Origin of the sequence: Streptomyces sp. NPDC029041 (assembly GCF_040637515.1) — a bacterium.
Lineage (GTDB): Bacteria > Actinomycetota > Actinomycetes > Streptomycetales > Streptomycetaceae > Streptomyces.
Genome location: NZ_JBEZWO010000021.1, coordinates 62633 through 84461, shown reverse-complemented (window position 1 = coordinate 84461; position 21829 = coordinate 62633). Strand labels below are relative to the sequence as shown.

The window sequence follows — 21829 nt, the reverse complement described above, 5'->3', positions numbered from 1 at the left end:
CCCGAAGAAACACGGACGGGGGGCGACGGCTCCCTCACACCGTCAGCCGTCGATCGGCCGTGCGAGTGCCACCTTCGGCAGGTGTCGGGCCAGCGACCGCGAGGCCGAGCCCGAACCGCTGCAGCATGCGGTGAGGGCTGAGTACAAAGGCGGCGAAGACCAGTCGGCACACCGGACGGACGTCGGTGACCACGATCATGACCCGTACGTTGGCCGAGCCGGGGCAGGACTTCGTCGCGCAGGGTGTGAACGAGACCGGCGGTGCTCGCATCCTGGGGCGAGGTGGTGGGGAAGGCGATGACGGTGAACACGGTGCCGTCCGTCGAAGGCAGGGGCGGCGTGGCGGCGGCGATGCCCTCGGTGCCGGTCGGAGTGGCGCGCAGTTGCCCGGCGGCGTCGGTGTCGCCCCGGCCGACCACGAGCAGGGTGCCTTCGGCGCACAGCCTGCACGGTCCCATCACCGGCATGGGACCGGCACCGATGATGGTGTGTGAGGTGGAGCGCTCGTGGACGGGGCGGTAGCAGCCGGGCACAGCTGGCAGTCCTCGGGCTCATCCGCCGGCGGCGCGTCCGGACCGAGCAGCGGCACGATCCGCAGGAGGCCCTCCTGGCCTCGGCGCACAGTCCGTCGGGCGTTCCGCTGACCGCTCGAAGACGACATCGCCCGTCCGGGCCTTCGCCGGTGCGGACCGGGCCAGAGTGCCGACGCCGTCCTCGGGGTGTGGCCGGGGAGGAACGCCAGGACCGTCCTGTGTCCAGGCCCCTCGGACACGACCTGGACGTGGCCTCGCCCGGCAGCAAGGCCGCGCCGAGCTCGTCCAGCCCTTGGCCATCGTCGTCGTTGCGCAGACGCAGCGCCCACGAGGCCGGGGCGCCGTCGATCTCGGCAGGGGCCGCGGAGGAGGCACAACACCGGAGCTCTCGCTCAGCCAAACGATGCCCTGCCGGCACTCCCGGACACCGCCAAGTCCGCAGGACTACCGCCTGCCCGGCGGATCTTGTGGTTTTCAGTGATCGATTCGTTGCGGTTCGCCCGTCGGCTGCGATGTCAGTCCTGTTCGCTAAGGTCTGCGGCCATGACGGAGAGCGAAACCGAAGTCTGGCCGGAACCTCCACTCGCCGGCACCGAGGCAGCAGCCATCCTCGGCGCCCTCGAACGGCAGCGGGCGACCCTGGCCTGGAAGTGCTCCGGCCTGGACGCCGCCGGCCTTCGCGCCACACTCGGCACATCCACCCTCACCTTGGGCGGCCTCCTCAAGCACCTGGCGCACATAGAAGACAGCCACTTCACCCGGCTGTGGCTCGGCTCCCCCGTCGGTGCTCCCTGGGACACCGTCGACTGGGACAGCACTCCCGACTGGGACTACCGCTCCGCTGCGGAGGACACCCCCGAGCAACTGCGCGCTCTCTGGCAGGAATCAGTCGCCCGCTCCCGTGCCATCGTCGACGAGGCGCTCAGCAAAGGCGGGCTGGACCAACTCGGCGCCTACACCACCCGTAGCGGCGAACGCCCCAACCTCCGCCGCATTCTCCTTGACCTCATCGAGGAGTACGCCCGCCACGCCGGTCACGCCGACCTCATCCGTGAATCCGTCGACGGGCTCACGGGCGAGGACCCGCCGAGGTGAACCGAAGTACGTCGCGGGCTGATGGTCCGCCCTCATCATGCTCACCCCTGATATGGGCGAGTAGCCATCGAGTGATCACGGCCGGAGCCCAAAGCGGATCACGGCGAGGGGCACGGTGCCGTGGAAGAGGTAAGCCCTCTTGCCGCAGCGGGTGGCGACGGCTCGGAAGTTCTTGAGCCTGTTGACCGTGCGCTCGACCTCGTTGCGGCGTTTGTGGATTTCGGTGTCGAAGCCGGGGGGCCGGCCGCCCTCGCCGCCGCGGCTGGCTTTGTTCACGAGTTTCGACAGTAGTTGTTCACCATCTCGGGAGGCAGGCGGATCGGACCTGAGGCCATGTTCATGAGAACGGGAGGCACCCTGTCGCCCGGCCTCTTCGGGGCCGCCGCGCTCCGCCCATTCCTCCGGTTACGGCCCTTCCGCGGACCGTTGGATCGTCCTCCAGCGCGGAGCGTCGTCATCCGGGACGTCCGGAGACGCGAAGTGGAAGGGCACCTGAAGGTGGCCGGCCAGCGCCCGGCCCGCCTCGGCAGCAGCAACGCCAGGAGGAGGGCTGTCCGATCGGTGATAGACGGTCGCCAGGTGGCCTTCCCCTTCCGGGGCGTTCAGGACCGCGACCAAGAGCACGAACCAGTCGTGGACTGTATCGCCGTCCCAGAGCGCCTCCACCGCTGCCACACGGCCGGGAAGAGCTGCGGCGCGGGCTGCGAGCGAAGGGAGGTCCAGCGGATCAGACGGCGTGTGCTGTACGAGGTCGCCCAGAGCCTCGTATCGCGCGTGGACCTTCACCAGCGAACTGGAACACCGGATCATCCAGCCGCTGCGCCTGCGCCACTCCAGCCTGCCCGCCGCCGACGACCCGACAATCCCCTCGCCCCACGCGGAGGTGTACGTCGACGGGCAGGACGTGACCGAGCAGAGCCCGTACCCGTGGGCCGAGGGAGGCATGATCTCCACCGCCGCCGATCTGGACCGCTTCCTCACCGCGCTGTTCCGGGGCCGCCTGCTTCCGCCCGCCCAGCAGAAGCTGGTGTTCGAGGTGCCGAAGGTGCAGAGCGCCGCGGGCAACACGAACTGCGGCGGCCAGAGGGCCTGTTACAGCGTCGGCGGGCTCCTGCGCCACCAGCTCCCGGACGGTGAGTACGTCTGGGGCAAGACCGGTTCCCGCCCCGGCTGGGACAACGGGATCTTCGCCACCCGCGACCTCCGACACCGCGTGGTGTACTCCCTGAACCCGACGGGGACCGGCAATGACCTTCCCTACATCAAGGCGCTCGTCAACGCCGCGCTCGCCGACTGACAGCCGGACCGTCCATCCACTCCAGTGCATGGCGGCCAGCGGCCGAGGCTCGGGCAACCCGGCGAACCTGTGCGGTCACAGCACTGGCTACCAGCTACAGCCATGCGACGGTCCGGGCGACGACCTCGCCTACCTGGTCGTCGAAGCCGCTGGGCCGCGATCGTCTTCTTCCGGTCAGACGTCGTCTGACTGCGGGTGAGAAAATGCGACACAAGATGTCGGGTTTTAGGTGGAGCATGATCTCACCGGTCTGCCTCAGTGGAGGACGCGGACCGTGCCGTACCGACAGACAGGGAATTGCATGGCATCAATGCCCACCACATCAACACCGGATCTCCGCGGAAAGATTGCGCTGGTTGCGGGGGCCACGCGGGGCGCAGGGCGCGGCATCGCCGTCCAGCTCGGCGCGGCGGGTGCGACGGTCTACGTCACGGGCCGCACGACTGCGGCACGACGCTCGGAATACGACAGGCCCGAGACGTTCGAGGAGACCGCAGAACTCGTCACCGCTGCGGGCGGAACCGGCATCGCGGTGCCGACCGACCACCTGGTGCCCGAGCAGGTACGTGCCCTGGCCGAGCGCATCGACACCGACCAAGGGCGGCTCGACGTGCTGGTCAACAATGTCTGGGGCGGCGAGCGGCTGTTCGAGTTCGAAAAGCCGGTGTGGGAACACGACCTCGACAACGGGCTGCGGCTGCTCCGGCTGGGCGTGGAGACCCACGCGATCACCAGTCACTTCCTGCTTCCCCTGCTGGTGCGGCGACCGGGCGGCCTTGTGGTCGAGATGACCGACGGCACGTCCGCCTACAACGGAGCGAACTACCGGAACTCGTACTTCTACGATCTGGTCAAGAACAGTGTGCTGCGCATGGCGTTCGTGCTCGCACACGAGGTGAAGCCGCATGGTGGGACGGCGGTAGCGGTCAGTCCGGGCTGGATGCGTTCGGAGATGATGCTCGACACGTTCGGCGTCACGGAGGACAACTGGCGTGACGCGTTGACCACGGTGCCGCACTTCTGCATCTCGGAGAGCCCGGCGTATGTCGGACGCGCCGTCGCGGCACTGGCCGGTGACGCAGACGTCGCCCGCTGGAACGGCCAGTCGCTGTCCAGCGGGCAACTGGCACAGGAGTACGGCTTCAGCGACCTCGACGGGTCACGTCCGGACTGCTGGCGCTACCTCGTTGAGGTGGACGACGCCGGAAAACCGGCGGACCCGACCGGGTATCGGTGACGGGCATCCCGCTCGCGGGCCGCGGTGGCGATGCCGCGACCCGTGAGCGGGCCATCGGTTGGTCTGGAAGCCCGGCGCGGCGTCACGACTCGTTGCTGGCGCCCTTCCGCAGTTCCCCGGCCCTCGGCGTGGAGCCGGGGAGCGTCACGCAGTGAGCGAGTAGGACGCGGGCCCGGGCAAGGCGGCCCCGGCCCCGGCCCGGACCCGTATACGGCCTCTCCGACCGTGCCGTCGCCGTGACTCAGGAGTAGGTCATCGGGCAGCCGTTCCGCAGGGAGTACTGCGCGGCGCGCAGGTAGAGAGCCACATAGAAGGCCGCGTCCCGGTCCTCGGCCCACGGTCCCGGCCGCACTCGGGCGGTCCGCTCCGCCCCGCCCTCGAGGAACCACAGGCTCAGTGCGAGGTTCTCGCCCGCCGGTATCGCGTCCACGGGCAGTCCGACGGCGCCGGCCAGCCGTTCGGCCAGGGCGAGCACCTGCGGAGCCCCGGCGACCGCTGTCTCCTCGCCGGAGTACGCGGTGCCGACGGGGAGCACGATCTCCTCCTCCAGCGGGAGGGGCACCAGCACGCTCCAGTCGAGGAGGGTCGACAGTTCCGCATCGGTCAGCAGCGTCCTGCACAGTGCCACGAAGCCGTCCATGGACGGGCTGACCTTCTCCTCGAACCAGCCCGGCGCCTCCCGTGCGGCCTGCCGCAGCTCGTAAGGGGGCAACCCGCGCCGCTCCAGCTCGGTGTTCAGCGCGGCGGCGACGTCCCCGTACCCGTCTTCCCCAGGCTGCGACCAGTCCTGCGCTGCGACACTCACCAGATAGACACCCATGATCGCAACGTACCGGCCGCCACTGACAACGTCGGGAGGGCTCAGCATCGGCTCCGGCAGCGTCCACGTCACACCGGATGCCTTCCACCGGATGCCGTCCTACTTCCAACGACCAGCCCTGGGTCGACTGACTCTGCATGTGCTCTTCCCGGTGTTGTGCGAGGTGTCGCAGCGCACGAACCGCAAGCCGCGCGCGGTTGCTCAGGCCCTGCTGGACTGGGCGCTGGGCCGGCCTCTGCCGTACGTGGTGGGCCGGGAGCTGGACGCGACTGCACAACGCGCTCAGGACCCGACACAGCGGCAGGCGCTCACCTCTCCCCGGCAGGCGGGCCAACCGCACCTCTGAGCAGCCCCGCGCACCTCTACCGCGAACCCCCGTGCGCCGCGGCGGCGCCCCGGGGACGTAAGTGCCTGTTTTCGATCCCCGGTTTTGAGTAGCTCTGGGTCCTAGGCTGGCTGAGTGTCCGAGGATGCCGGGGAGGCCGGGAAGCTGGTGCGCGGGGGCTGCGGTGAGCGGTTGCGGCCGGACGCACGGCCTGCTGCCGTGTACTGCTCGACTGCGTGTCGTGCCAGGCAGTGGCGTCGGGACCGCCGGTTGCGCAAGCGGGTGGCCGCGGAGTTGAGCGGTGCCGACCGGGCCGAGTGTCCCGAGTGCGGGGCGACGTGGGTGGCCGGGGTGGACCGCCGTTCGAACGCGGTCTACTGCTCGCGGCGGTGCGTCACGAGGGCCTGGAGGGCCCGGAAGGAAACGTTCGGCGAACGGTCACAGTGACCGCATCGAGAACGCATCCGGATCCCAATTCCGGTCAGAGCCTGGGCAATTACGGTCGTTCAAAGAGTCTCGCCAGCCGTCGCGAATCAGCTGCGTGTGACGCAGATGTCCCTCATGCGTCATGCCGAGCTTGGCCAGCACCCGGGCAGAGCCGAGATTCCGCGGGTCACAGGTTCCATAGATCCGATGGAGCCCCAGCTCGCCGAAGCCACAGTCAAGAAGCCGCCGCCCGATCTCCATCCCGATGCCCTGGCCCCAGACTCGCGGATGCACCACATAGGAGACCTCGGCCTGACGCTGGATGTCACTACGAACACGTAGTTCCCCCATGCCCACCACATCTCGCCCGAGGCGGGCCACATAGGAAAACCGGCGCTGGGGGCTGTCCGACCAGGCTTTGACCGCGCCTTCCACGAAGTCCCGTGTCTCGTCCTCTGTGTTCGGCCCCACGTCTGATAGCGACAAGCCTCCGCCAGGCACGCCCACGAGTGAATGGCCGGCCAATCCTCCAAAGTGATCTTGTCCAGGGTCACCGAGCGTTGATTCATGAGGCAATCATGTCCACTTCAGCACCGATCCTCCCGCCGAAGAACCAACCGAGACTACGTCCTGGCGATCTCCTGCCGGAGCTGATGGGTGAAGCGGCGCAGGAGATCCTCCGTCTCCCTGTGCTCGGCCCTGCGTTCGTCCCTGCCCTCGCTGGGCCGGGAGCTCCAGACCCGACCCGCGAGAGCATCGGCAAGATCGACGGTGTCGTCGGCACACAGTAGATAGAGGGCTGACCGAGCTTCCTGCATCCGGCCCGCCAGTTCATTGGCCCCAGCGCCGTCGTCGCTCAGCCGTGTTTCCCGAAGGTAGTCGATGAGCTGGACCACGGCGGTGTTGAAGCCGACCCCGGCTTTCAGCTTCTGTTCGCGCAGCCACATGCGGTCCTGCCGGCGCGCAGTGAACCAAGACCCGAACACAGCCCCTATGAGGCCGAAACCAGCCCCGATGGCCACGGACAGGATGTTCACCACGCCAGCTCCCCCCGACACACAGCTGGCAGCAGGCTACAGAAGCCATCAAGCACCCAACTCGATGGGTGTCCGTTCGAATCTGAGCCGCGCGAACTCCATCGGGGGACTTCGAAAACAGGTACTAAGGGGCTTCACAGCATCTCCTCCTCGGGGACAGTCGTGGTGCCCGGCGCCACTGTGCGACGGTGGACAGACAGCGAGACTGACCGGCACCCCTGAATGCCGGTCCTTCGGGGAAATGCCGGGCGTTGCCCCCATCACGGGCACCCGGCTCCCGCCATCGTCGACGCCCCCAGTGGGTCGCCTTTGGGCTCATCAACCCCCGGAAAGGGGGCCGCGCCCGCATGAACATCACCACCGTCCTCGACGGCACCACCGCACGCATCGAAGTCCAGGGGGAAATCGACTTCGACACCCTGCCCCTGCTGCGCACCGCAGCCACCTCGCTGCCGTTCCAGGTGCGCGAGCTGCAGTGGGACCTGACCGGTGCGCCTTTCATGGACATCGCCGGCCTGCACCTGCTGTTCCACCCCACGGCGAACACCGCGGACTGCCGCACCACCGTGACGGGACTGGGCCGTCAACCACTGTGGCTGCTGCTCACGGCGGCTGATGTGAACCCGGGAGTCTTCGACCTGTGCCGCCTGCTGCCCGACACCTCCCGGCCGACTTCCGGACGCCCCGTAGGGTGACCTGGTGTTCGATCATCTGGAGATCAGGGTGCTGCCGCCGGGGCGCAGGTGGGCTGCTCAGTTGCGGTTCTGGGTCAACGGCGAAGACGTGGTCGAAGGGGCGGTCGACGAGGGGGGCCGTGGGCCGTTCGCAGCTGATGTGCTGCGTGCCGGCCAGCCCAGCCTCCTGCGGGCGACCAACGAAGCGCGTCGACTGGAACTGGGGGAACCTGAGTGCACCGGCGGTTGCTGCGGTTTCCTGTCCGTGGTCGTGCAGCGCTTCGGGGAGATCGTCCAGTGGTCGGACTGGGAGGTTCCGTACGCCCCTGCGCCCTCGCCGCCGGAGTTCCACTTCGACGCCAGCCAGTACGAAGCCGAGGTGGCGCGGGTTGAGGCAGACCGGTGGTGGCAGGTCCATACGTAACCCAGCTTGGTGCCCGCCGCCTGCGGGCTTCATGCCGTCACCTGGTCAGCCGCGAACTGAAGAACCCCCACCGTGAAGCGGTGCGTCAGTGACCAGATCCGCCGGCCGCGGCCGGACCTCGCCCAGCGCCTGGCCGGCGCAGTGCGCGAGCGCTGGCAGCCACGGGCAAGTCTGCACCTGAACGCGGGAGAAGAAGACTGGTACCGGGCTGCTGCGCGGGCAAGTCGGCTACCCCGCAGGGGCATTCTGCGAAAGCTGTTTTGCGAGAGATCGTGAGAACGAAGATCAGGGGCACACCGTACACAGTCCGGCGGGGGCCCGCGGTCTCTCAGAACTGCTCATTTCTGCGAGTGGCCCATCGTGGCTACCGTTACGTAACGCTACGCCGGGGCGTCGCTGTGTCCGCAGGGGCCTCGTCCGGGTAGGGTGCTGACCACCTGCCGGTGGCCTGGCCAAGGCGGCAAACCTCCAGGTCGGCGAAACGGGCACACGGCCCTACGGACGCCGACCAGACCTCCCGGCACACCCCGCGCCGTTTCTGGCGCGTTCTTCACACCCTGACCTCAGCGGGCTCGGCGGCCCACCCCCACCTTGTCCGCCGCAAACGGGCAGGCAGCAGGCTCTGTGTCGTACCCGGGCGAGGCGCCGGGCGGATGGGGTACACACCTGGCCTGGACTGATCACGTCGGGCAGGAGGATCGCAGTGACGCTTTCGGACGTGGTCTACGTCTGTCTGGGCCTGGGAGCACTGGCGGCGGCTGTGCTGCCCCGCGTGGTGTCCAGACGGCCGTTGTCGTTGCCCATGGTCTTCCTCGCCGCGGGTGTTCTCATCGAGTTGCTGCCGATGGGCGTGCCGGCTGTGGATCCCGTTCGTGACCGGCTTTGGGTCGAGCACACCACTGAGGTGTGTGTGATCGTGTCGCTGATGGGCGCGGGGCTCGCCATCGACCGGCCCTTCGGCTGGCGCCGGTGGTCCAGTGCGTGGCGGCTGCTGGGCATCACGATGCCGCTGACCGTGGCGGCCATCGCCCTGCTGGCCTGGGGGCTGCTCGACTGGCCACCCGCCGCCGCTCTGCTGCTGGGGGCCGTGCTCGCTCCCACAGACCCTGTGCTGGCCGGCGAGGTGCGCGTGGGGGAGCCGCTGGGTACCGAGCGCGACGAGGACGAGGTGCGGTTCTCCCTGACCAGTGAGGCCGGGCTCAACGACGGACTCGCCTTCCCGTTCGTCTACGCGGCGATCGCCCTCGCCGCGGCGGCCGGGACAGGGTGGTCGGCGGACTGGATCGGATCGTGGGCGCTGACCGACCTCCTGGGCAAGTGCGCTGTCGGGCTGACCGTCGGGGGCGGTATCGGCTGGCTGCTCGGGTGGATGTTCTTCCGAGCGCGTGCCCCGGAGCTGCGGCTGTCCGAACACATGGAGGGCTTCGTGGCGCTGGGAGCCACCTTCGTGTCGTACGGCATCGCCGAGGTGCTCCACGGTTATGGCTTCCTGTCCGTGTTCGTGACCGCCTGTGTCATCAGGGCCGCCGAGCGCAGTCACGGCTATCACAAGGTGCTGCACGAGTTCACCGAGCAGATCGAGCGGTTGCTCACGGCCGTGCTGCTGTTCCTGCTCGGTGGATACCTGGTGGCCGGTGCTTTGTCCGCTCTGACGTTCATGGGCGCGGTGCTGGGGGTGCTGGTGCTGCTCGTCGTACGGCCGCTGACCGGGTGGCTAGCTCAGGTCCGCACCGTCATGGGGAAGAAGGAGCGTGCTGTGGTCGCCTTGTTCGGGATCCGGGGCATCGGTTCGCTTTTCTACCTCGCTTACGCCTTGGGGCAGGACTCCTTCGGCGGGCTGGAACGGGAATTGTGGGCGATTGTGGCCCTCACGGTGGTGATCTCGGTGGTGCTGCACGGGATCATGGCGTCCCCGGCTATCGGCTACCTGGAGCGGCGGCGCGAGGGTGCGGATCTCGGCGGCCGTTCGTAGGGGGCAGGCGTACGGGCCCGTACCGGAGCCGGGCCGCCGGGGGGCGGTCAGACGGCGGTCCTCACCGGCTCCCGGTCTTCGGTATCTGTCCGCCAGGGTTCGCCACCCCCACATGGGGCAGGGCCGTCACCCGAAAGTGCGTAACAGAAGGCTGGTTGCGGAGCGCTCGAGCGCTGGCCTGAAGGGCCGACACCCGGAACTTCCAGGATCGCCATCGGCCCGAACGGCGGCGTGGACGCGGGGGCGCGCCGGCAGCGGCGGAGTGGGGCCGACAGGTGGCGCCCCGCCGTCGTCGGGAGATTCTTCGCCTTCTTGCTTCTTCCTCGCCGCGCAGGCAGACCTAGGTGCCGTGACCACATAGGTTCGCCGGGTCGATGGTTGTGGCGGTTGGTGCCATGCTCGTTCCGGTTCGGGCAACCTTCGCGGGCGGCGGGCAGTCCTACCAGTTGCCGAACGTACGCGAGAGACTGCCGCGGAGCGGTACTCCGGTGGCAGCAGCGATCACGGGCCGGTATCCAGCCGGCAGCGCCACTGAGTCCGATACGGCGTTGGGTGAGGAATTTTGGCTGGTGAGGCCTATGTACTTCACGAGTCTGCACTGGAGTGAGGACGGGGCAGAGCACAGAGACTGCTTCGTCGACTCCGACGGGGTTGTCCGTTTGCCCTACGGCCTCACCAGTGCTGAAACGGTGACCCACTGGGCTGAGCTGCCCACCCTGCCAGGCGGGATGACGCACGTCGTGCTTGGGGAAGACGTACCATCAGCTCTCCAGAACGCGCGGGGCGCTCGTCCCATCACCTGACCCACAACCTGCTCGGACACTTGACGCGAGTACCGGCATAGTCGGCCGTCCAACTCGTGCTGGGACCGCGTAGGTTTGACGGGATCTTCAGGCTGCGGTTTTGAGGGGGGCGCCCGCCCCAGCGGATGCCCTTTTCACTTCGGATCCGGGCGCGTTCCTTCTGGCACTGGTTGGGCGATCACCGGCACCCGGTTCCCGAACGTGAACTCTTGCCCGCAGGTTCCTTTCCTTTGATGCCTGGCGGCCGTCTGTGCTGTGTTGCGGTGTGAGAGTGTCCGGGCATGAGTTACGACTTGGCCGTGTGGGACGGAGAGCGGCCGGCGAATGACAGGACCGCCGGTCGAGTCTTCACGGACCTCTTCGACCGCTACCTGGAGACAGAGGTGTGCGATCCCCCGACCGAGCGCATCACGGCGTACGTTGCCGCGCTTGTGGAGCGGTGGGGTGACGTGACTGAGGACGTGGAGGACGCTTCGCCGTGGGCGGCTGGGCCGTTGATCGGCGGGGCCGGTGGCCCTCTCGTCTACTGCGCGATGAGTTGGAGCAGGGCTGAGGAAGTCTCTGCCTGGGCAGCGGACCTGGCGGAGTCGATGGGGCTGGTGTGCTTCGATCCTCAGCAGAATCAGCTCAGGCCCTGACCGTCTTGGTCAGACGGCGGTATCCGATCGGAAGCGCCGCCAAGCCGGCGAAGACGAGGAAGTGTTGCGGCTTCCGTTCGTAGCGGCGGTGCAGGCGTCGACCTCTCTCAGGTGTGGGGGTGGGGTTTGGTCCAGAGTCCATCTGCGTCTGCGGGTTAAGAGCTCCGCGTCGCGCTTTACGGCAATGTTGAAGCCTGTCCCGTGATCGCTGGCCGAGTGGGACGATCTTGGTGTGGCTGGTGTGATCACGGCGTTTCGATCCCAATGACGGTCCCGACCCCAACCCAGGGACGAACCCGGACGCAACGGGATGCCGGCTCAAGGACGGTCGGGGAAGGTCTCCTTGGTTGGGGAATCGCCCTTCGGCAGACCCAGGTAAAAGGTGATCTCGTTGCGGAACTTCTCGACGGCGGCGCGGTCACGCAGCCACGTCGGGAAGGCCGTCGGGTCGGTGTTCGGGTAGTCGAAGACGGTGCCCCAGCCCTCCTTGGGCGCCACATCGGTGCGGACGGAGAACTGGGACACCATGGTCTCCTGGTACTCCTTTGAAGTCAGCCAGCTCAGGTACAGCTTCGCCGCCGCCGGACGCCGGGCGCCCTTGAGGATGGCGGCGGACTGCGCCCAGCTGAGGAAGGTGTCCTTCCTGGGCAGGGTGAAGACCACCGTGGAGTCGGCGGGCTGCGCCAGGGCACTGGAAGCGGTGAAGGTGGCCTGCCTGGCGCCGGAGACCACCGTGTTGGCGGCGGGCCGCGTGCCGCGGATCCACTGAGGGTTCTGGGCACGCAGCCTGTCGAGGTACTCCCAGCCGTACTTCTCGATCAGCTGCTGGAATTGCCACAGCACGGCGTCGTCATCGTTGGGGTACGTGAGGACAAGCTTGTCCTTGAACTCCGGGCGGAGATAGTCGTGCGCCTCGACCGGAGCCTTCCCCTGATCGTGGAGGTCTTTGCGGACGACGTTGGCGAAGGCGATGACGCTCATGCCCGTGATGTGGCCGTCGTCCTTGAACCGCGGGTGGATCGCGTGCCAGCCGAGCGGGCGGTACTTCATCAGGTGACCTTCGCGCCTCCAGCGTTCCAGGTCGTTGGAGAGCTGGAGGTGGGCTATATCGGCCATGAGGCCGCCGCGGGTCAGTTCGAGGTCGATGCGCGGGACCAGGTCCTTGCTCAGGTCGACCTTGATGTCGATGTCGAGACCTGGGAAGCGCTGCTCGAATGCCTGGGCGATCCGGTCCTGGCCACGGTAGGCGTCTCCGCCCGCGTAGACGGTGAGAGTGCCCGGTTCATGCCGGGCCTTGCGGTACAGGGCCTCCAACTGGTCACTCTCGGACCGCTCGCCCGGTGCGGAGGATGGCGTGGCCGCCTGGGCGGGTCCGCCCACTGCGAGCGGCACGGCCAGCCCGGCCAGCAGCGTGTTCATCCGACGCCTGCTCAAGTGACCAGCATTCACTGACGTTCTCCTTGGTCTGCGGCCGTTGTCGATGGGGTTGCGGCCTGGTGATCAACAGCTTGATGGCCTGGGCCGGTGCCTGCGAGGTGAAGGTCGGACCGGTCATGGTCATTCGAGGACGGCTTGGGCGAGGGAATGCGGTCGCGTGCATGATCTGCCCGGCGGCGAACCGTCGGACGCTGGGTGTGATGTGGCTTCGCTCGGCGCGGGCCCGCAGCCGGGGAAGGACACGCCAGGTCTCGAAGAGCTTGATCATCTTGACGTGCTCGGGGTCGGCAAAGCGGGACAGTGCCCGGGAAGCCAGCGTTGCAAGGGACACAGGTACTTGTCGACATGGGGCAGGACTCCTCAGGTCATCAGGAGTTCTTCCAGGTGAGCGGCGGCCCGCCAGGGCTGAGGTTCGTGGAAGGCGTCGTCAGCGGGATCTCGCCGAGGCCGAGCCGACGCAGCAACTGCGAGGCGTTGCCCGGCTGGCTGCGGCGCATCTCCAGCCAGGCCATCCCGCTCCGGTCCGCCCCTGCCGGGATGGGATCAGGATGGTTCCGTGATCCGTTTGAAGAGCCGGCCCGCCCCCGCGGTGGGCTCACGAACGCTGTCCCGCTCAGTCGAATATCCGAACCTGCCGATAGTCCTGGAGAAGCTCGCCGGCAGGACAGGCATCACCAACTTCTGCAAGAGCGCCTCGCACGAAATGAACGGCGCGTTCCACCTCGACATCCTCTGCACTCTGACTCGTCCGACTGGGTTGTGCCAGCAAGGAGCGGTCAGTGCCGGAAGCGGGCCGTCTGTCCGTCGATCCGGATCAGAAAGTCGGTGATGGGGTCGCCACCTCCGTCGGGGACGAGGATGAGTGCCTCAGCATGGATCGCCTCATCGGCTGCCAGGGCAGCCTCTTCGTCACCGCAAACCCAGGCACCCCGCGAAGCGGCGAAGAGAGGGCGGAGGTCGTCCCAAGCGGCAGCAGGCTCGAAGTGGCAGTCCGACCAGAACATGTCGATCCCCGCGAGGGTCAAGGTCCCAACGAGGCGATCTTCCTGCCTGAGCTGCCAGCGCTTCTCTGCCATGTCATTCCTTTCCCCGACGCGAAGGGCAGGCTAGCGCCCCTGCTGCGAAGGGATGCGTGGCCGCTCAGGTGGCCGATTCGGACGAGGTCGGCGTGTGCGGTGATCTCCCGCTGCCTGTCCTGCATGGCGACGCGACAGCCCAGACCTTCTGAACCGCTTCGTCCAAGCCGGGATCCGACAGCGGTCGCTCACGCTCCCGCCCCTCAGCGTCGTCGATGCCGTCTTCCGTACGGGCCGTTTCAGACCCGGTACTCGGCCGGCCGCACAGCGGATCGCTCCTCCCACGCCCAGAGGCTCTGCCCCGATCTCGGGTCAGAGCCTCTGTGGCCGGGTGAAGGCAGGTCGGACATCCGCGTACAGAGGACCGTCCTGATCGCGCGACTCACGGCCGCACCCGCCCGGGGCCACTGACCGGTCGTCAGCGGCCTCGGAGGTCCTCAGCCGTCAGGATGCGGATGAGGGTTGGGAACAGATCACGCCGGTACCAGCTGCCATTGCTGGTTGGCGCCGTCGCCGGCGGTGTACTGCACGACCTTGGCGCCGTCGCTGGAGTTCCAGCCGTACACATCCGCCGCCAGCCCGCTGTCGTGGCTGACGATGGTGAAGTACCCGTCGGAGTTGGGGCGCAGGAACCATCGCTGGTTGGTGCCGCCGGTGGCACTCCACTGCTGAAGCTGGAGACCGACGGTCGACTTGAAGCCGTCGACATCGAGCACCTTGCCGGTGCTGACGTAGCTCAGTGTGTACGCGCCGCCGGGGGCGGAGTTGATGGTCCAGGCACCGCCGTCCGTCTTCTGGACGACCAACGCGCCGTCCCCGGTCGACCCGTCGGCCACGGCGAGCGACTTGCCGCTGTGTCGGTTGACGACACGGTAGTTCGTACCTGTCACCGGCTTGTTGACGATCTCGAAGCGGTCGATGCTGGCCCAGTCGTGCGTCGCGGCGTCCCGCTTGGTGCCGGTGACGCGCACCCGGATCGTGTGCTTGCCGGAGGCCAGCCGGGGGCTGGTCCACACCGAGACGTCGCCGGTGCGCTGCGCCGAGTACAGGTCGACCAGTGCCTCGGCCCCGCCGTCGATGGAGACGCTCACCATGCCGTGGCTCGGCGCGGTCACGGAGTGCAGCGTGACACCGGTACCGACGAAGTTCAGCGTCGCCGTGTCGCCCGTGGCGTCACTGTAGGAGTTCGTGCCGGCGTACGGGCCGTTCTCGTCGCTCGCGTGACCCCAACTGCCGCTGTAGGAGACCGCGGTGGCGGCGTCGTCCACGTTGCTCGAGGAGTTGCCCAGGTTGAGGTACTCGACCGAGTCGGTGAACGTGGTGCTGCCCGACTTCGTGGTCGACAGCACCAGGTACACGCGGGAGCCGCTGGACGGCGCCTTGAACGAGACCGGCCGGGTGACCCGGGAGCCGAGCGGGATGGTGAGGGACTCGGTTCCGGACGCGATGACCGTGCCGTCGGGCCGGTCGAGCCGCGCCGTCCAGTTGAAGCCGACGGACGTACCGCTCAAGTCGTCGTTGAAGACGGTGATGTTCCGGGTGACGGTGCTGTTGTGGGAATAGGTGTCGACCTTGTCCGGGAGCGGGAAGGCGCCGTTCGCGTCCGACTCGCCGGAGGCCGACCAGTAGGGCAGGTCGACAGCGGCGATCGGGTTGAACGCGGCCTGGATTCGCTGGATCTGCGGGTTGCTCCACGGGTTGGGCAGGTTGTCCTCGCCGTAGACGGGGTGACCGCCCTCTTCGGGGACGAAGTCGGTGCTCTTCACTCCGGGTACGAAGCCGGCCCAGCCGGACAGCAGGGTGTAGGGGCGCAGGTCGCTGGCGTCCTTGGCGCGCTTGGCGATCGTCGTGGTGGCGAACCACTCGAAGCCCTGCTTGGTGTTGGACTTGTCCCAGACGTACTCGCCCTCACCGTCGGGCCGGCCGGCCAGGTCGACGCGCCTTTCGCCGTACTTGCCGATGCCGTCGATGTAGTGGGAGAAGACGGCGAAGTTGCCGTTCAGCAGGTTGGAGTACGGGTTGGTGTTCCAGCCGGTGTCGACGCTGACCGGCCGGGTGCCGTCGTTGCCGTTCATCGCGTTGTACAAGTCCTTCTCGAAGGACTCGGAGTCGTAGCGGCTGAGGTCCGGTTCGTTGCTCTGGCTCCAGCGGATGATCGAGGGGTGGTTGCGGTCACGCAGCGTCAGCGCCTTGGCATGGCTGACCATGTTGTCGTGCCCGGCGACGAAGTCCTGGCAGCTGCAGGTGCCGCGGATGGCCGTCTCGTCGATGATCATCAGGCCCATCTCGTCGGCCACATCGAGCATGTACGGGCTGCCCGGCTCCTGATGGATGCGGACCACGTTGTAGTTGAGCCTCTGATAGTTGTCGACCGCCTTCGGCCAGCCGCCGTTGCCCGCGGACGGCGGGAGGAAGCCGGGGAGCGTGTCATACGCGTCGCCCTTGCCGCCGTTGTCGATCCGGTCGTAGTCCGCGCCCTGCAGGCTGCCACCGCGGAAGTTCATGCGGACGCCGTTGACGTAGTAGTACTCGCCGTTCTGGGTGGTGTCCCGGAAGCCGAACCGGTAGGAGGCGTCGCTGGTGCGGCCGTTGTCGGTGGACGCGTGCACCGACAGCTTGTGCAGCTGGGCGCGGTACCCGGAACGGTAGGGCACGTTCGGCCACCAGTACGAGGCGGAGCCGAGGTTCCACGCCACCGGGCCGATCGTCACCTTGGCGGTCGAGTGGGCGGCCACGGTGACCGTGCGGCTGGGCAGCGACGGGTAGTCGAACGACCCACCGCTGTCGGAGGCGAGCGAGCCGGTCAGCGTCACCGAGCGCGAACTGCTGGAGGTGTTCGTCACGGACACGTCGTAGGTGAGGGTCTTGTCGGCCACGGAGGTGCGGACGAACGCGTCACTGACGTGCACCGCCGGGTACACGCGCATGAATGCCGAGCGGTAGATGCCCTGGGGAATCGCCTCGGACCAGTTGGCGGCGTCGGGAACCAGGGTCTGCCCTCCACTGGCATTCATCAGGGCGTAGCGGCCCTTGACGTTCACACTGATCGTGTGGGTGGTGCCGGGGGCGGCGAAGGCGGATATGTCGAAGTTCGACGGCGTGAAGGAGGTGGTCTGGGTGCCGACCACCTGCCCGTCCACCGACAGCGTCGCCTGGTGGTTCACCGCGCCGAACTCGATCCGCACCGACTGCGGCTGACCCGTGTCCGGCACGGTCACGGTGCGCGTGTACGTCGCCTCGTTGACGTCCGTGAAGCCCTGCTTGTACCAGCCGCCGCCGGGCACGGTGATCGACGTCGCCGAGCGGCCCTTCGGCGTGAAGCCCCACGTTCCGGCCAGGTCGACCGACCTGATCGCGGCGTTGCCCGCGGTGAATCCGTCGATGTCCGTCACCGACGTGGTGGTCGTCTCCGGCGGCGTGGCGGAGGCCGACGGCGGCGCCGCCAGGGCTCCGGCGAACAGCGCCGCGACGACCATGAACAACCGTCCGAAACGTCTCCGGTGTAGCGGTGGACTGTGCTGATGCACGACTACTCCTCGGTGTGGGGGTCCGTAACGATGTGAACGCTCACATCGCCACCCCCGCGATGAGCTGGTGGTTGTCACCGCGGGCGTGGCGAACGCGATCGACGACTGGCTCTCGCTCAAGCCCGTCTCGTATGCCGTCAAGCAGCGTTCGTGCTTGACGACTGGTGGCAGCGGCTCCCGGTACGTCGGCCCCCTTCTGGGCCACGGTGGGTCCGTCGGGACACCAGGGGTTCGGGGCTCGACTTGCGGTGGGCGGTCGCTGAGGACCCGGCGCTCGTAGTGCGCGATCCGGGCGGGAGGCCCGTGCCGGGCGCGGATACCAGGACAGCCGCCGCCATGTCGACACATGACGCGCCATCAGAACGCGGACGGCTGCCGCGCAGACAACATCGCATGACCGGCACCGCGCGCTCCTCGAGGACCTGATGGCTGCCGCGGCCCGCACCTTTCCCCGCCGCGAGACCCGCTCCACCCGACAGCCGGCTGAGAGGCTGCCACTGCGGCGACACCCGCTCCTCCGAGCGAGCCGGGGCGGCCGCTTGGTCCTGGACACGACTGCCACCCGCACGGGCGCGCCCTCCAGTCATCAACTCGGTCATCGCGCCCGGCGCTTTGGGCTGGTCAAGCCGTGTTGAACACCCAAGGACATGCGGGCCCCTGTCTTGATGCGTCAAGGAGGCGTCCCGGTCCCATCGACAACAACCAGAACATGGGATGTATGTATAGGGTGCATCAGAAGCGTTGTCCATACTTCACACAGAAAAGCCGATCACAAGCGGGGATTACCTGCGGTTACAGTAAGATCGACGTGAACCTGCCACGTCAAAACCTCTCTCTCGCCCCCTATACATCGGATGTATTGCCGGTTCGACGCCCGCCCGGGCGATGAGCAGGAAGTCGCCCTCGTGCAGCCGACGAAGATCCCGTCCCTGTTCCACCCGTGCGTCACGGAGGACAAGAACAGCCCAGCGGCCATCTCCGTATCAGGCTGCACCTGCCGCCAGGCCTTCTACGACCCCGAGTCGGGGCGGTTCAACCAGCCCGACCCGTCGGGCCGTGCGGTGGAACGGTACGAGGAGCTGTACCGCCGACTCGTCCAGGAGGCCCCGGAGTTCCTCTACTGGACCGGTCAGCTGGAGCACCAAGCGACGAGGGCCGAGCTGCGGCGGGCGCTTTCGCATCTGGAACAGGTCCTGGCGTCCTCCGCTGCTCTGAGCCGCCCCCCGGAGCACGCGGCCCGGGCACTGGCACGCGCCCACCAGGCGGCGCTCAGTCACCGCATCCTCGCCGCCGACTCGCCTCCCGAAGGCATGCGCACACCCACCCTGGAGGACAGAGCGATGATGACGCGCATCGATTCCTGGAGAGGTTCAATGCGGGGCCGCCCTCCGCCCGCCACGTGTCGGAAGCTGCGTCGCCAACAGCGCCCCCACCGCAGCCACCCCGGCGAGCGCCAGCAGCGCCGGGCCCATGGTGGAGGTGAAGGCAGCGGCGCTGGGCCGCAGCAGCGTCGTGGCCCCGGCGACGCCGAGTGCCGGGCCGACGTTCATCGCAGTCTGCTGGAGGCCGCCAGTCACGCCGGCGGTCGTGGCCGAGGACTCGCGCACAATGACGGCCGTCGCCGTGGCCATCACCATGCCGAAACCCGCGCCGAGTACGAGGAAGCAGCAGCCGATCGCCAGGGCGGACGATGCCTCGTCGAGCCCGGACATCAAGAGGATGCCGACGGTGACGAGCACCATCGCCGCGACCGCCGTACGGCGAGGGCCTTGGAGGCGGGCCATTGCCGCGGCGGCCGGGGCGCCGAGCACCATCGCCACGGGGCCGGGCAGTGCCCGGAGGCTGCTTTGGAGCGGATCCAGCGCCAGGACATCCTGAAGGAAGTACGTTCCGACGAACAGCGCGCCGAACATGGACGCCGAGGCCGCCGTCAGGACGCCGAGTCCTGATGTGATGGGCTTCGACCCGGCCACGCTGGCGGGCACCAGCGGGCCGGCGACGCGGCGTTCGTGCCGTACGAAGGCGCCGGTCGCGACGACCGCCGCGGCGAGGCACGGCAGGGTGGCAGCCCTCCAGCCGTTCTCCGGCAGGCCGACGAGCGTGTGCACCAGACACGCCAGAGCCGTCGCGAGGAGGACGGCGCCGGGCAGGTCGAGCCTCGCGGGCGCTTCCGGAGAGTCAACGGGATCCGGTGCCGACGCAGGTACACGTACGGCAAGAGCCGTCACGCCCACCGCGAGAGCGGGCACGGCGCTCAGGAAGAACACCGCCCGCCAGCCCAGCTGCGCGGCGAGCGCCCCGCCGACGAGCGGCCCGGCCGCGGCCGCCACACCGATGGCTGCTGTGCGCACCGCAATGGGCGTGCCGAGCCGGTCGGGCGCGTACGCTGCGCGCAGCATGCCGAGGGTGGCCGGTTGCAGCAGTGCTCCGAAGACGCCCTGGGCGATGCGCAGGGCGATGACACAGCCGATCCCGCTCGCGAGGCCGATGGCCAAGGACGCCGCCGCGAAGCCGAGGATCCCCGTCGCGAAGAGTCGCTGGTGGCCGTAGCGGTCGCCGAGGCGTCCGGCGAAGACGAGAAGGCTCGCCACGGCGATGAGATAGCCGGTACTGGTCCACTGGACCTCGACGAGCGAGGCGTGGAGGTCCCGCTGCATCACGGGCTGCACGATGGTCAGCGCGGTACCGTCGACAGCGACGACCACGGCGCCGGTGATGCTGCTGAGGAGTACCAGCCGCCGATGGCTCCGGGACGTCCCCTTCTCCGTCAGTCTCGCCCGGCTCACTCGGCGGCCGGTCCGAGGTGCGCGTCCAGCACGGCCTGCAGCAGCGGTTCGATGTCTTCGGCGCCCGTCACGAGCGGGAGGCTGCCCCAGATCCACAACTGGGCTATGCCGTGCAGGTTTGCCCACAGCGTGCCCGCGACGACCTCCGGCGGCGCATCGGTGGGCCGCTCCACCCGGCTTACGAGCTCCACGAGCACGCCGAAAAGCGGCAGGCTCGCCTCCCGTAGGCCGAGGTGGTTACTTTCCAGCAGGTCGTGGCGGACCATCAGCTCGAACATGCCGCGGTTGGACAGCGCGAAGTCGAGATAGCCGCGCGCCAGCGCCAGCAGCTGGTCGCGGGCGCCCGCCCGGCCGTCGCCGACCACCTCGACCGCTCTGCGGCCCAGCTGCTCGAAGCCCTGCCGCGCGATGGCGGACAGCAGCTCCCGATGGGTGGCGAAGTAGCGGCGCGGAGCGCCGTGCGAGACTCCGGCCCGGCGTGCGAGCTCCCGAAGCGAAAGCGCCTGCGCCCCTTCGCTGTTCGCGAGGTCGACCCCGACTTGCACCAAACGGGACCGCAGTCCGGAGCCGTCACCGTGTTCGTGCTCCTGAACGGAAGTAGACATAGACAGTGTCTACCCTATTTCAGTTCACACTGAGCCGTTCTCAACCTTGGCTCGAGCAGGTCAGGTGAAGGGTGAGGACGGCCTGAACAAGGCTGGTGGTGCGGGTGGTGCTGCACCGCAACTCGCGCAGCAGGCGCCAGGTCTTGAGCGTGGCCATGGCCTGCTCACCCAGCGCCCAAATTTCTGCATGGGCGGGTCGACCGCCTGCTGACCTGCAGAGAGCTTCTCCCAGCGACCGCGGTACGGCACGCGGACGGTTCTGCCGGCTCCTTGGTATCCCCTGTCGGCCCAGCAGCGGATGCCGGCCCCAGCCAGGGAGTCGACGATGCCGTGTTCTCGGGCCGCACGAAGGGTGGTGAAGGGCTTCGGGGCAGCGCATGTGAGGCCCACAGCAGTCTGCCTGCCGGGTCGGCCAGGACTTGGACGTTCATGCCGTGTTTCTTGTGTTTGCCGGAATAGCCGGGATAGAAGGGCTGGTCAGCAGCGATACGGTCGATGGGCAGAAGGGTTCCGTCCAGGATCACGAAGGCTTTGCGGGAAGCGGCGCGTACCGCTGCGGCGAGGTCAGGAGCGAGGGCGGCCAGCAGTTCGACGGCCTCGCTCACGTACCGGTAGACGGTGCTGAGGCTGATGCCGAACCCGGTGGCCGGCTGGGCGTCGGTGTGTCCGCATCGCAGGGGAGCCAGGACGAGCAGGGCCTGCTACGGAGCGGCCCACCGCGAGGTCGTGCCCTCGGTGGAGCACCGCTCCCACGAACAGCCACCAGCCAACGCGGCAGCGCGAACGCGCGATGAAAGGCTTCCGCGGTACCGGCGCGGCCCAGCGGTTCCTGTCCGCGTTCAGAGGCATCTCACCCCATTTCTTCCGACCCCGGTGTCACCGGATGACACCGCTCCCGGCTACCGACCGAGATGACCATCCGCTTCGCGATCGGGACCAGGTGACCGGCCGACCCGCAGCGGCCTGAGCCATAGGCCTCGAGCCCGACTGGACCATGCGCTGGAAGACCGCTCTGAACGCCTTCGACATCACCTTCGACGGCCGATTCTCCGCAGCCCGCCTGTAAACCAACCACCTAATTGAACCGCTCGTTTGACAGAACCCCGCCTCAGCGGCA

The 21829-nt window shown here is 68.1% G+C and carries 19 protein-coding genes and 4 pseudogenes; 11 read left to right on the top strand and 12 right to left on the bottom strand.

Annotated features, from left to right (window positions below; translation table 11 throughout):
- Positions 1 to 34 precede the first annotated feature (34 nt).
- Positions 35 to 199 carry a hypothetical protein gene (locus tag AB0F04_RS35440; RefSeq protein ID WP_362049739.1) on the bottom strand — a complete coding sequence of 55 codons (165 nt, stop codon included), beginning with the start codon at positions 197 to 199 and terminating at the stop codon, positions 35 to 37.
- A gap of 877 nt (positions 200 to 1076) precedes the next feature.
- Between AB0F04_RS35440 and AB0F04_RS35435 the strand changes: the two genes are divergently transcribed.
- Positions 1077 to 1628 (top strand): DinB family protein, encoded by a 552-nt coding sequence (locus AB0F04_RS35435; RefSeq protein WP_362049736.1) that lies wholly within the window; start codon positions 1077 to 1079, stop codon positions 1626 to 1628.
- 75 nt (positions 1629 to 1703) lie between these two features.
- On the opposite strand, the pseudogene AB0F04_RS35430 reads toward AB0F04_RS35435, so the two are convergent.
- Positions 1704 to 1901, bottom strand: a pseudogene (locus tag AB0F04_RS35430) (IS5/IS1182 family transposase); the annotation flags it as partial.
- A 463-nt stretch (positions 1902 to 2364) separates the two neighbouring features.
- Between AB0F04_RS35430 and AB0F04_RS35425 the strand changes: the two are divergent.
- Both AB0F04_RS35425 and AB0F04_RS35420 read left to right on the top strand, forming a co-directional pair.
- A complete protein-coding gene (locus tag AB0F04_RS35425) occupies positions 2365 to 2925 on the top strand; it encodes a serine hydrolase (RefSeq protein WP_362049733.1) in 561 nt (186 codons plus the stop codon).
- A 310-nt stretch (positions 2926 to 3235) separates the two neighbouring features.
- Positions 3236 to 4162: an SDR family oxidoreductase gene (locus AB0F04_RS35420; protein WP_362049815.1), complete on the top strand. Its 927-nt coding sequence runs from the start codon at positions 3236 to 3238 to the stop codon at positions 4160 to 4162.
- A gap of 241 nt (positions 4163 to 4403) precedes the next feature.
- On the opposite strand, the gene AB0F04_RS35415 is transcribed toward AB0F04_RS35420, so the two are convergent.
- A complete protein-coding gene (locus AB0F04_RS35415; protein ID WP_362049730.1) occupies positions 4404 to 4982 on the bottom strand; it encodes a hypothetical protein in 579 nt (192 codons plus the stop codon).
- On the opposite strand from AB0F04_RS35415, the gene AB0F04_RS35410 reads away from it, so the two are divergent.
- Positions 4981 to 5328 (top strand): hypothetical protein, encoded by a 348-nt coding sequence (locus tag AB0F04_RS35410; RefSeq protein WP_362049727.1) that lies wholly within the window; start codon positions 4981 to 4983, stop codon positions 5326 to 5328. The genes AB0F04_RS35415 and AB0F04_RS35410 overlap by 2 nt on opposite strands.
- A gap of 417 nt (positions 5329 to 5745) precedes the next feature.
- Here AB0F04_RS35410 and AB0F04_RS35405 read toward each other — a convergent pair whose 3' ends face one another.
- Together AB0F04_RS35405 and AB0F04_RS35400 are read right to left on the bottom strand one after the other, a co-directional pair.
- Entirely contained in the window at positions 5746 to 6168 is a 423-nt protein-coding gene (locus AB0F04_RS35405; protein WP_362049724.1) for a GNAT family protein, read from the bottom strand.
- Between the two features lie 188 nt (positions 6169 to 6356).
- Entirely contained in the window at positions 6357 to 6773 is a 417-nt protein-coding gene (locus tag AB0F04_RS35400) for a hypothetical protein (protein WP_362049721.1), read from the bottom strand.
- Positions 6774 to 7117: 344 nt separating this feature from the next.
- On the opposite strand from AB0F04_RS35400, the gene AB0F04_RS35395 reads away from it, so the two are divergent.
- From AB0F04_RS35395 to AB0F04_RS35370, 6 genes and pseudogenes are all read left to right on the top strand, one after another.
- Positions 7118 to 7465 carry an STAS domain-containing protein gene (locus AB0F04_RS35395; protein WP_362049719.1) on the top strand — a complete coding sequence of 116 codons (348 nt, stop codon included), beginning with the start codon at positions 7118 to 7120 and terminating at the stop codon, positions 7463 to 7465.
- A gap of 4 nt (positions 7466 to 7469) precedes the next feature.
- The gene (locus AB0F04_RS35390) at positions 7470 to 7868 is read left to right on the top strand and encodes a hypothetical protein (RefSeq protein WP_362049716.1); all 399 of its coding nucleotides are present in this window, start codon (positions 7470 to 7472) and stop codon (positions 7866 to 7868) included.
- A gap of 69 nt (positions 7869 to 7937) precedes the next feature.
- Positions 7938 to 8033, top strand: a pseudogene (locus AB0F04_RS35385) (XRE family transcriptional regulator); the annotation flags it as partial.
- A gap of 538 nt (positions 8034 to 8571) precedes the next feature.
- Positions 8572 to 9840: a cation:proton antiporter gene (locus AB0F04_RS35380; protein WP_362049713.1), complete on the top strand. Its 1269-nt coding sequence runs from the start codon at positions 8572 to 8574 to the stop codon at positions 9838 to 9840.
- Positions 9841 to 10214: 374 nt separating this feature from the next.
- Positions 10215 to 10643, top strand: a complete 429-nt coding sequence (locus AB0F04_RS35375; protein ID WP_362049710.1) for an AQJ64_40280 family protein — start codon at positions 10215 to 10217, stop codon at positions 10641 to 10643.
- A 281-nt stretch (positions 10644 to 10924) separates the two neighbouring features.
- On the top strand, positions 10925 to 11281 hold the full coding sequence (locus AB0F04_RS35370) for a hypothetical protein (protein WP_362049707.1): 357 nt from the start codon (positions 10925 to 10927) through the stop codon (positions 11279 to 11281).
- A gap of 318 nt (positions 11282 to 11599) precedes the next feature.
- Here AB0F04_RS35370 and AB0F04_RS35365 read toward each other — a convergent pair whose 3' ends face one another.
- The 7 genes and pseudogenes from AB0F04_RS35365 to AB0F04_RS35335 all read right to left on the bottom strand — a co-directional run.
- The gene (locus tag AB0F04_RS35365) at positions 11600 to 12700 is read right to left on the bottom strand and encodes an extracellular solute-binding protein (RefSeq protein WP_362049704.1); all 1101 of its coding nucleotides are present in this window, start codon (positions 12698 to 12700) and stop codon (positions 11600 to 11602) included.
- 386 nt (positions 12701 to 13086) lie between these two features.
- Positions 13087 to 13230 carry a hypothetical protein gene (locus AB0F04_RS35360; protein WP_362049701.1) on the bottom strand — a complete coding sequence of 48 codons (144 nt, stop codon included), beginning with the start codon at positions 13228 to 13230 and terminating at the stop codon, positions 13087 to 13089.
- Between the two features lie 264 nt (positions 13231 to 13494).
- Positions 13495 to 13794 carry a hypothetical protein gene (locus AB0F04_RS35355; protein ID WP_362049698.1) on the bottom strand — a complete coding sequence of 100 codons (300 nt, stop codon included), beginning with the start codon at positions 13792 to 13794 and terminating at the stop codon, positions 13495 to 13497.
- Between the two features lie 473 nt (positions 13795 to 14267).
- The gene (locus AB0F04_RS35350) at positions 14268 to 17321 is read right to left on the bottom strand and encodes an RICIN domain-containing protein (protein ID WP_362049695.1); all 3054 of its coding nucleotides are present in this window, start codon (positions 17319 to 17321) and stop codon (positions 14268 to 14270) included.
- Between the two features lie 1370 nt (positions 17322 to 18691).
- A complete protein-coding gene (locus tag AB0F04_RS35345) occupies positions 18692 to 20026 on the bottom strand; it encodes an MFS transporter (RefSeq protein WP_362049692.1) in 1335 nt (444 codons plus the stop codon).
- A 77-nt stretch (positions 20027 to 20103) separates the two neighbouring features.
- Positions 20104 to 20712 carry a TetR/AcrR family transcriptional regulator gene (locus AB0F04_RS35340; RefSeq protein WP_362049689.1) on the bottom strand — a complete coding sequence of 203 codons (609 nt, stop codon included), beginning with the start codon at positions 20710 to 20712 and terminating at the stop codon, positions 20104 to 20106.
- Between the two features lie 40 nt (positions 20713 to 20752).
- Positions 20753 to 21413, bottom strand: a pseudogene (locus AB0F04_RS35335) (transposase family protein); the annotation flags it as partial.
- Here AB0F04_RS35335 and AB0F04_RS35330 point away from each other — a divergent pair.
- Positions 21406 to 21679, top strand: a pseudogene (locus AB0F04_RS35330) (IS6 family transposase); the annotation flags it as partial. The pseudogenes AB0F04_RS35335 and AB0F04_RS35330 overlap by 8 nt on opposite strands.
- Positions 21680 to 21829 lie beyond the last annotated feature (150 nt).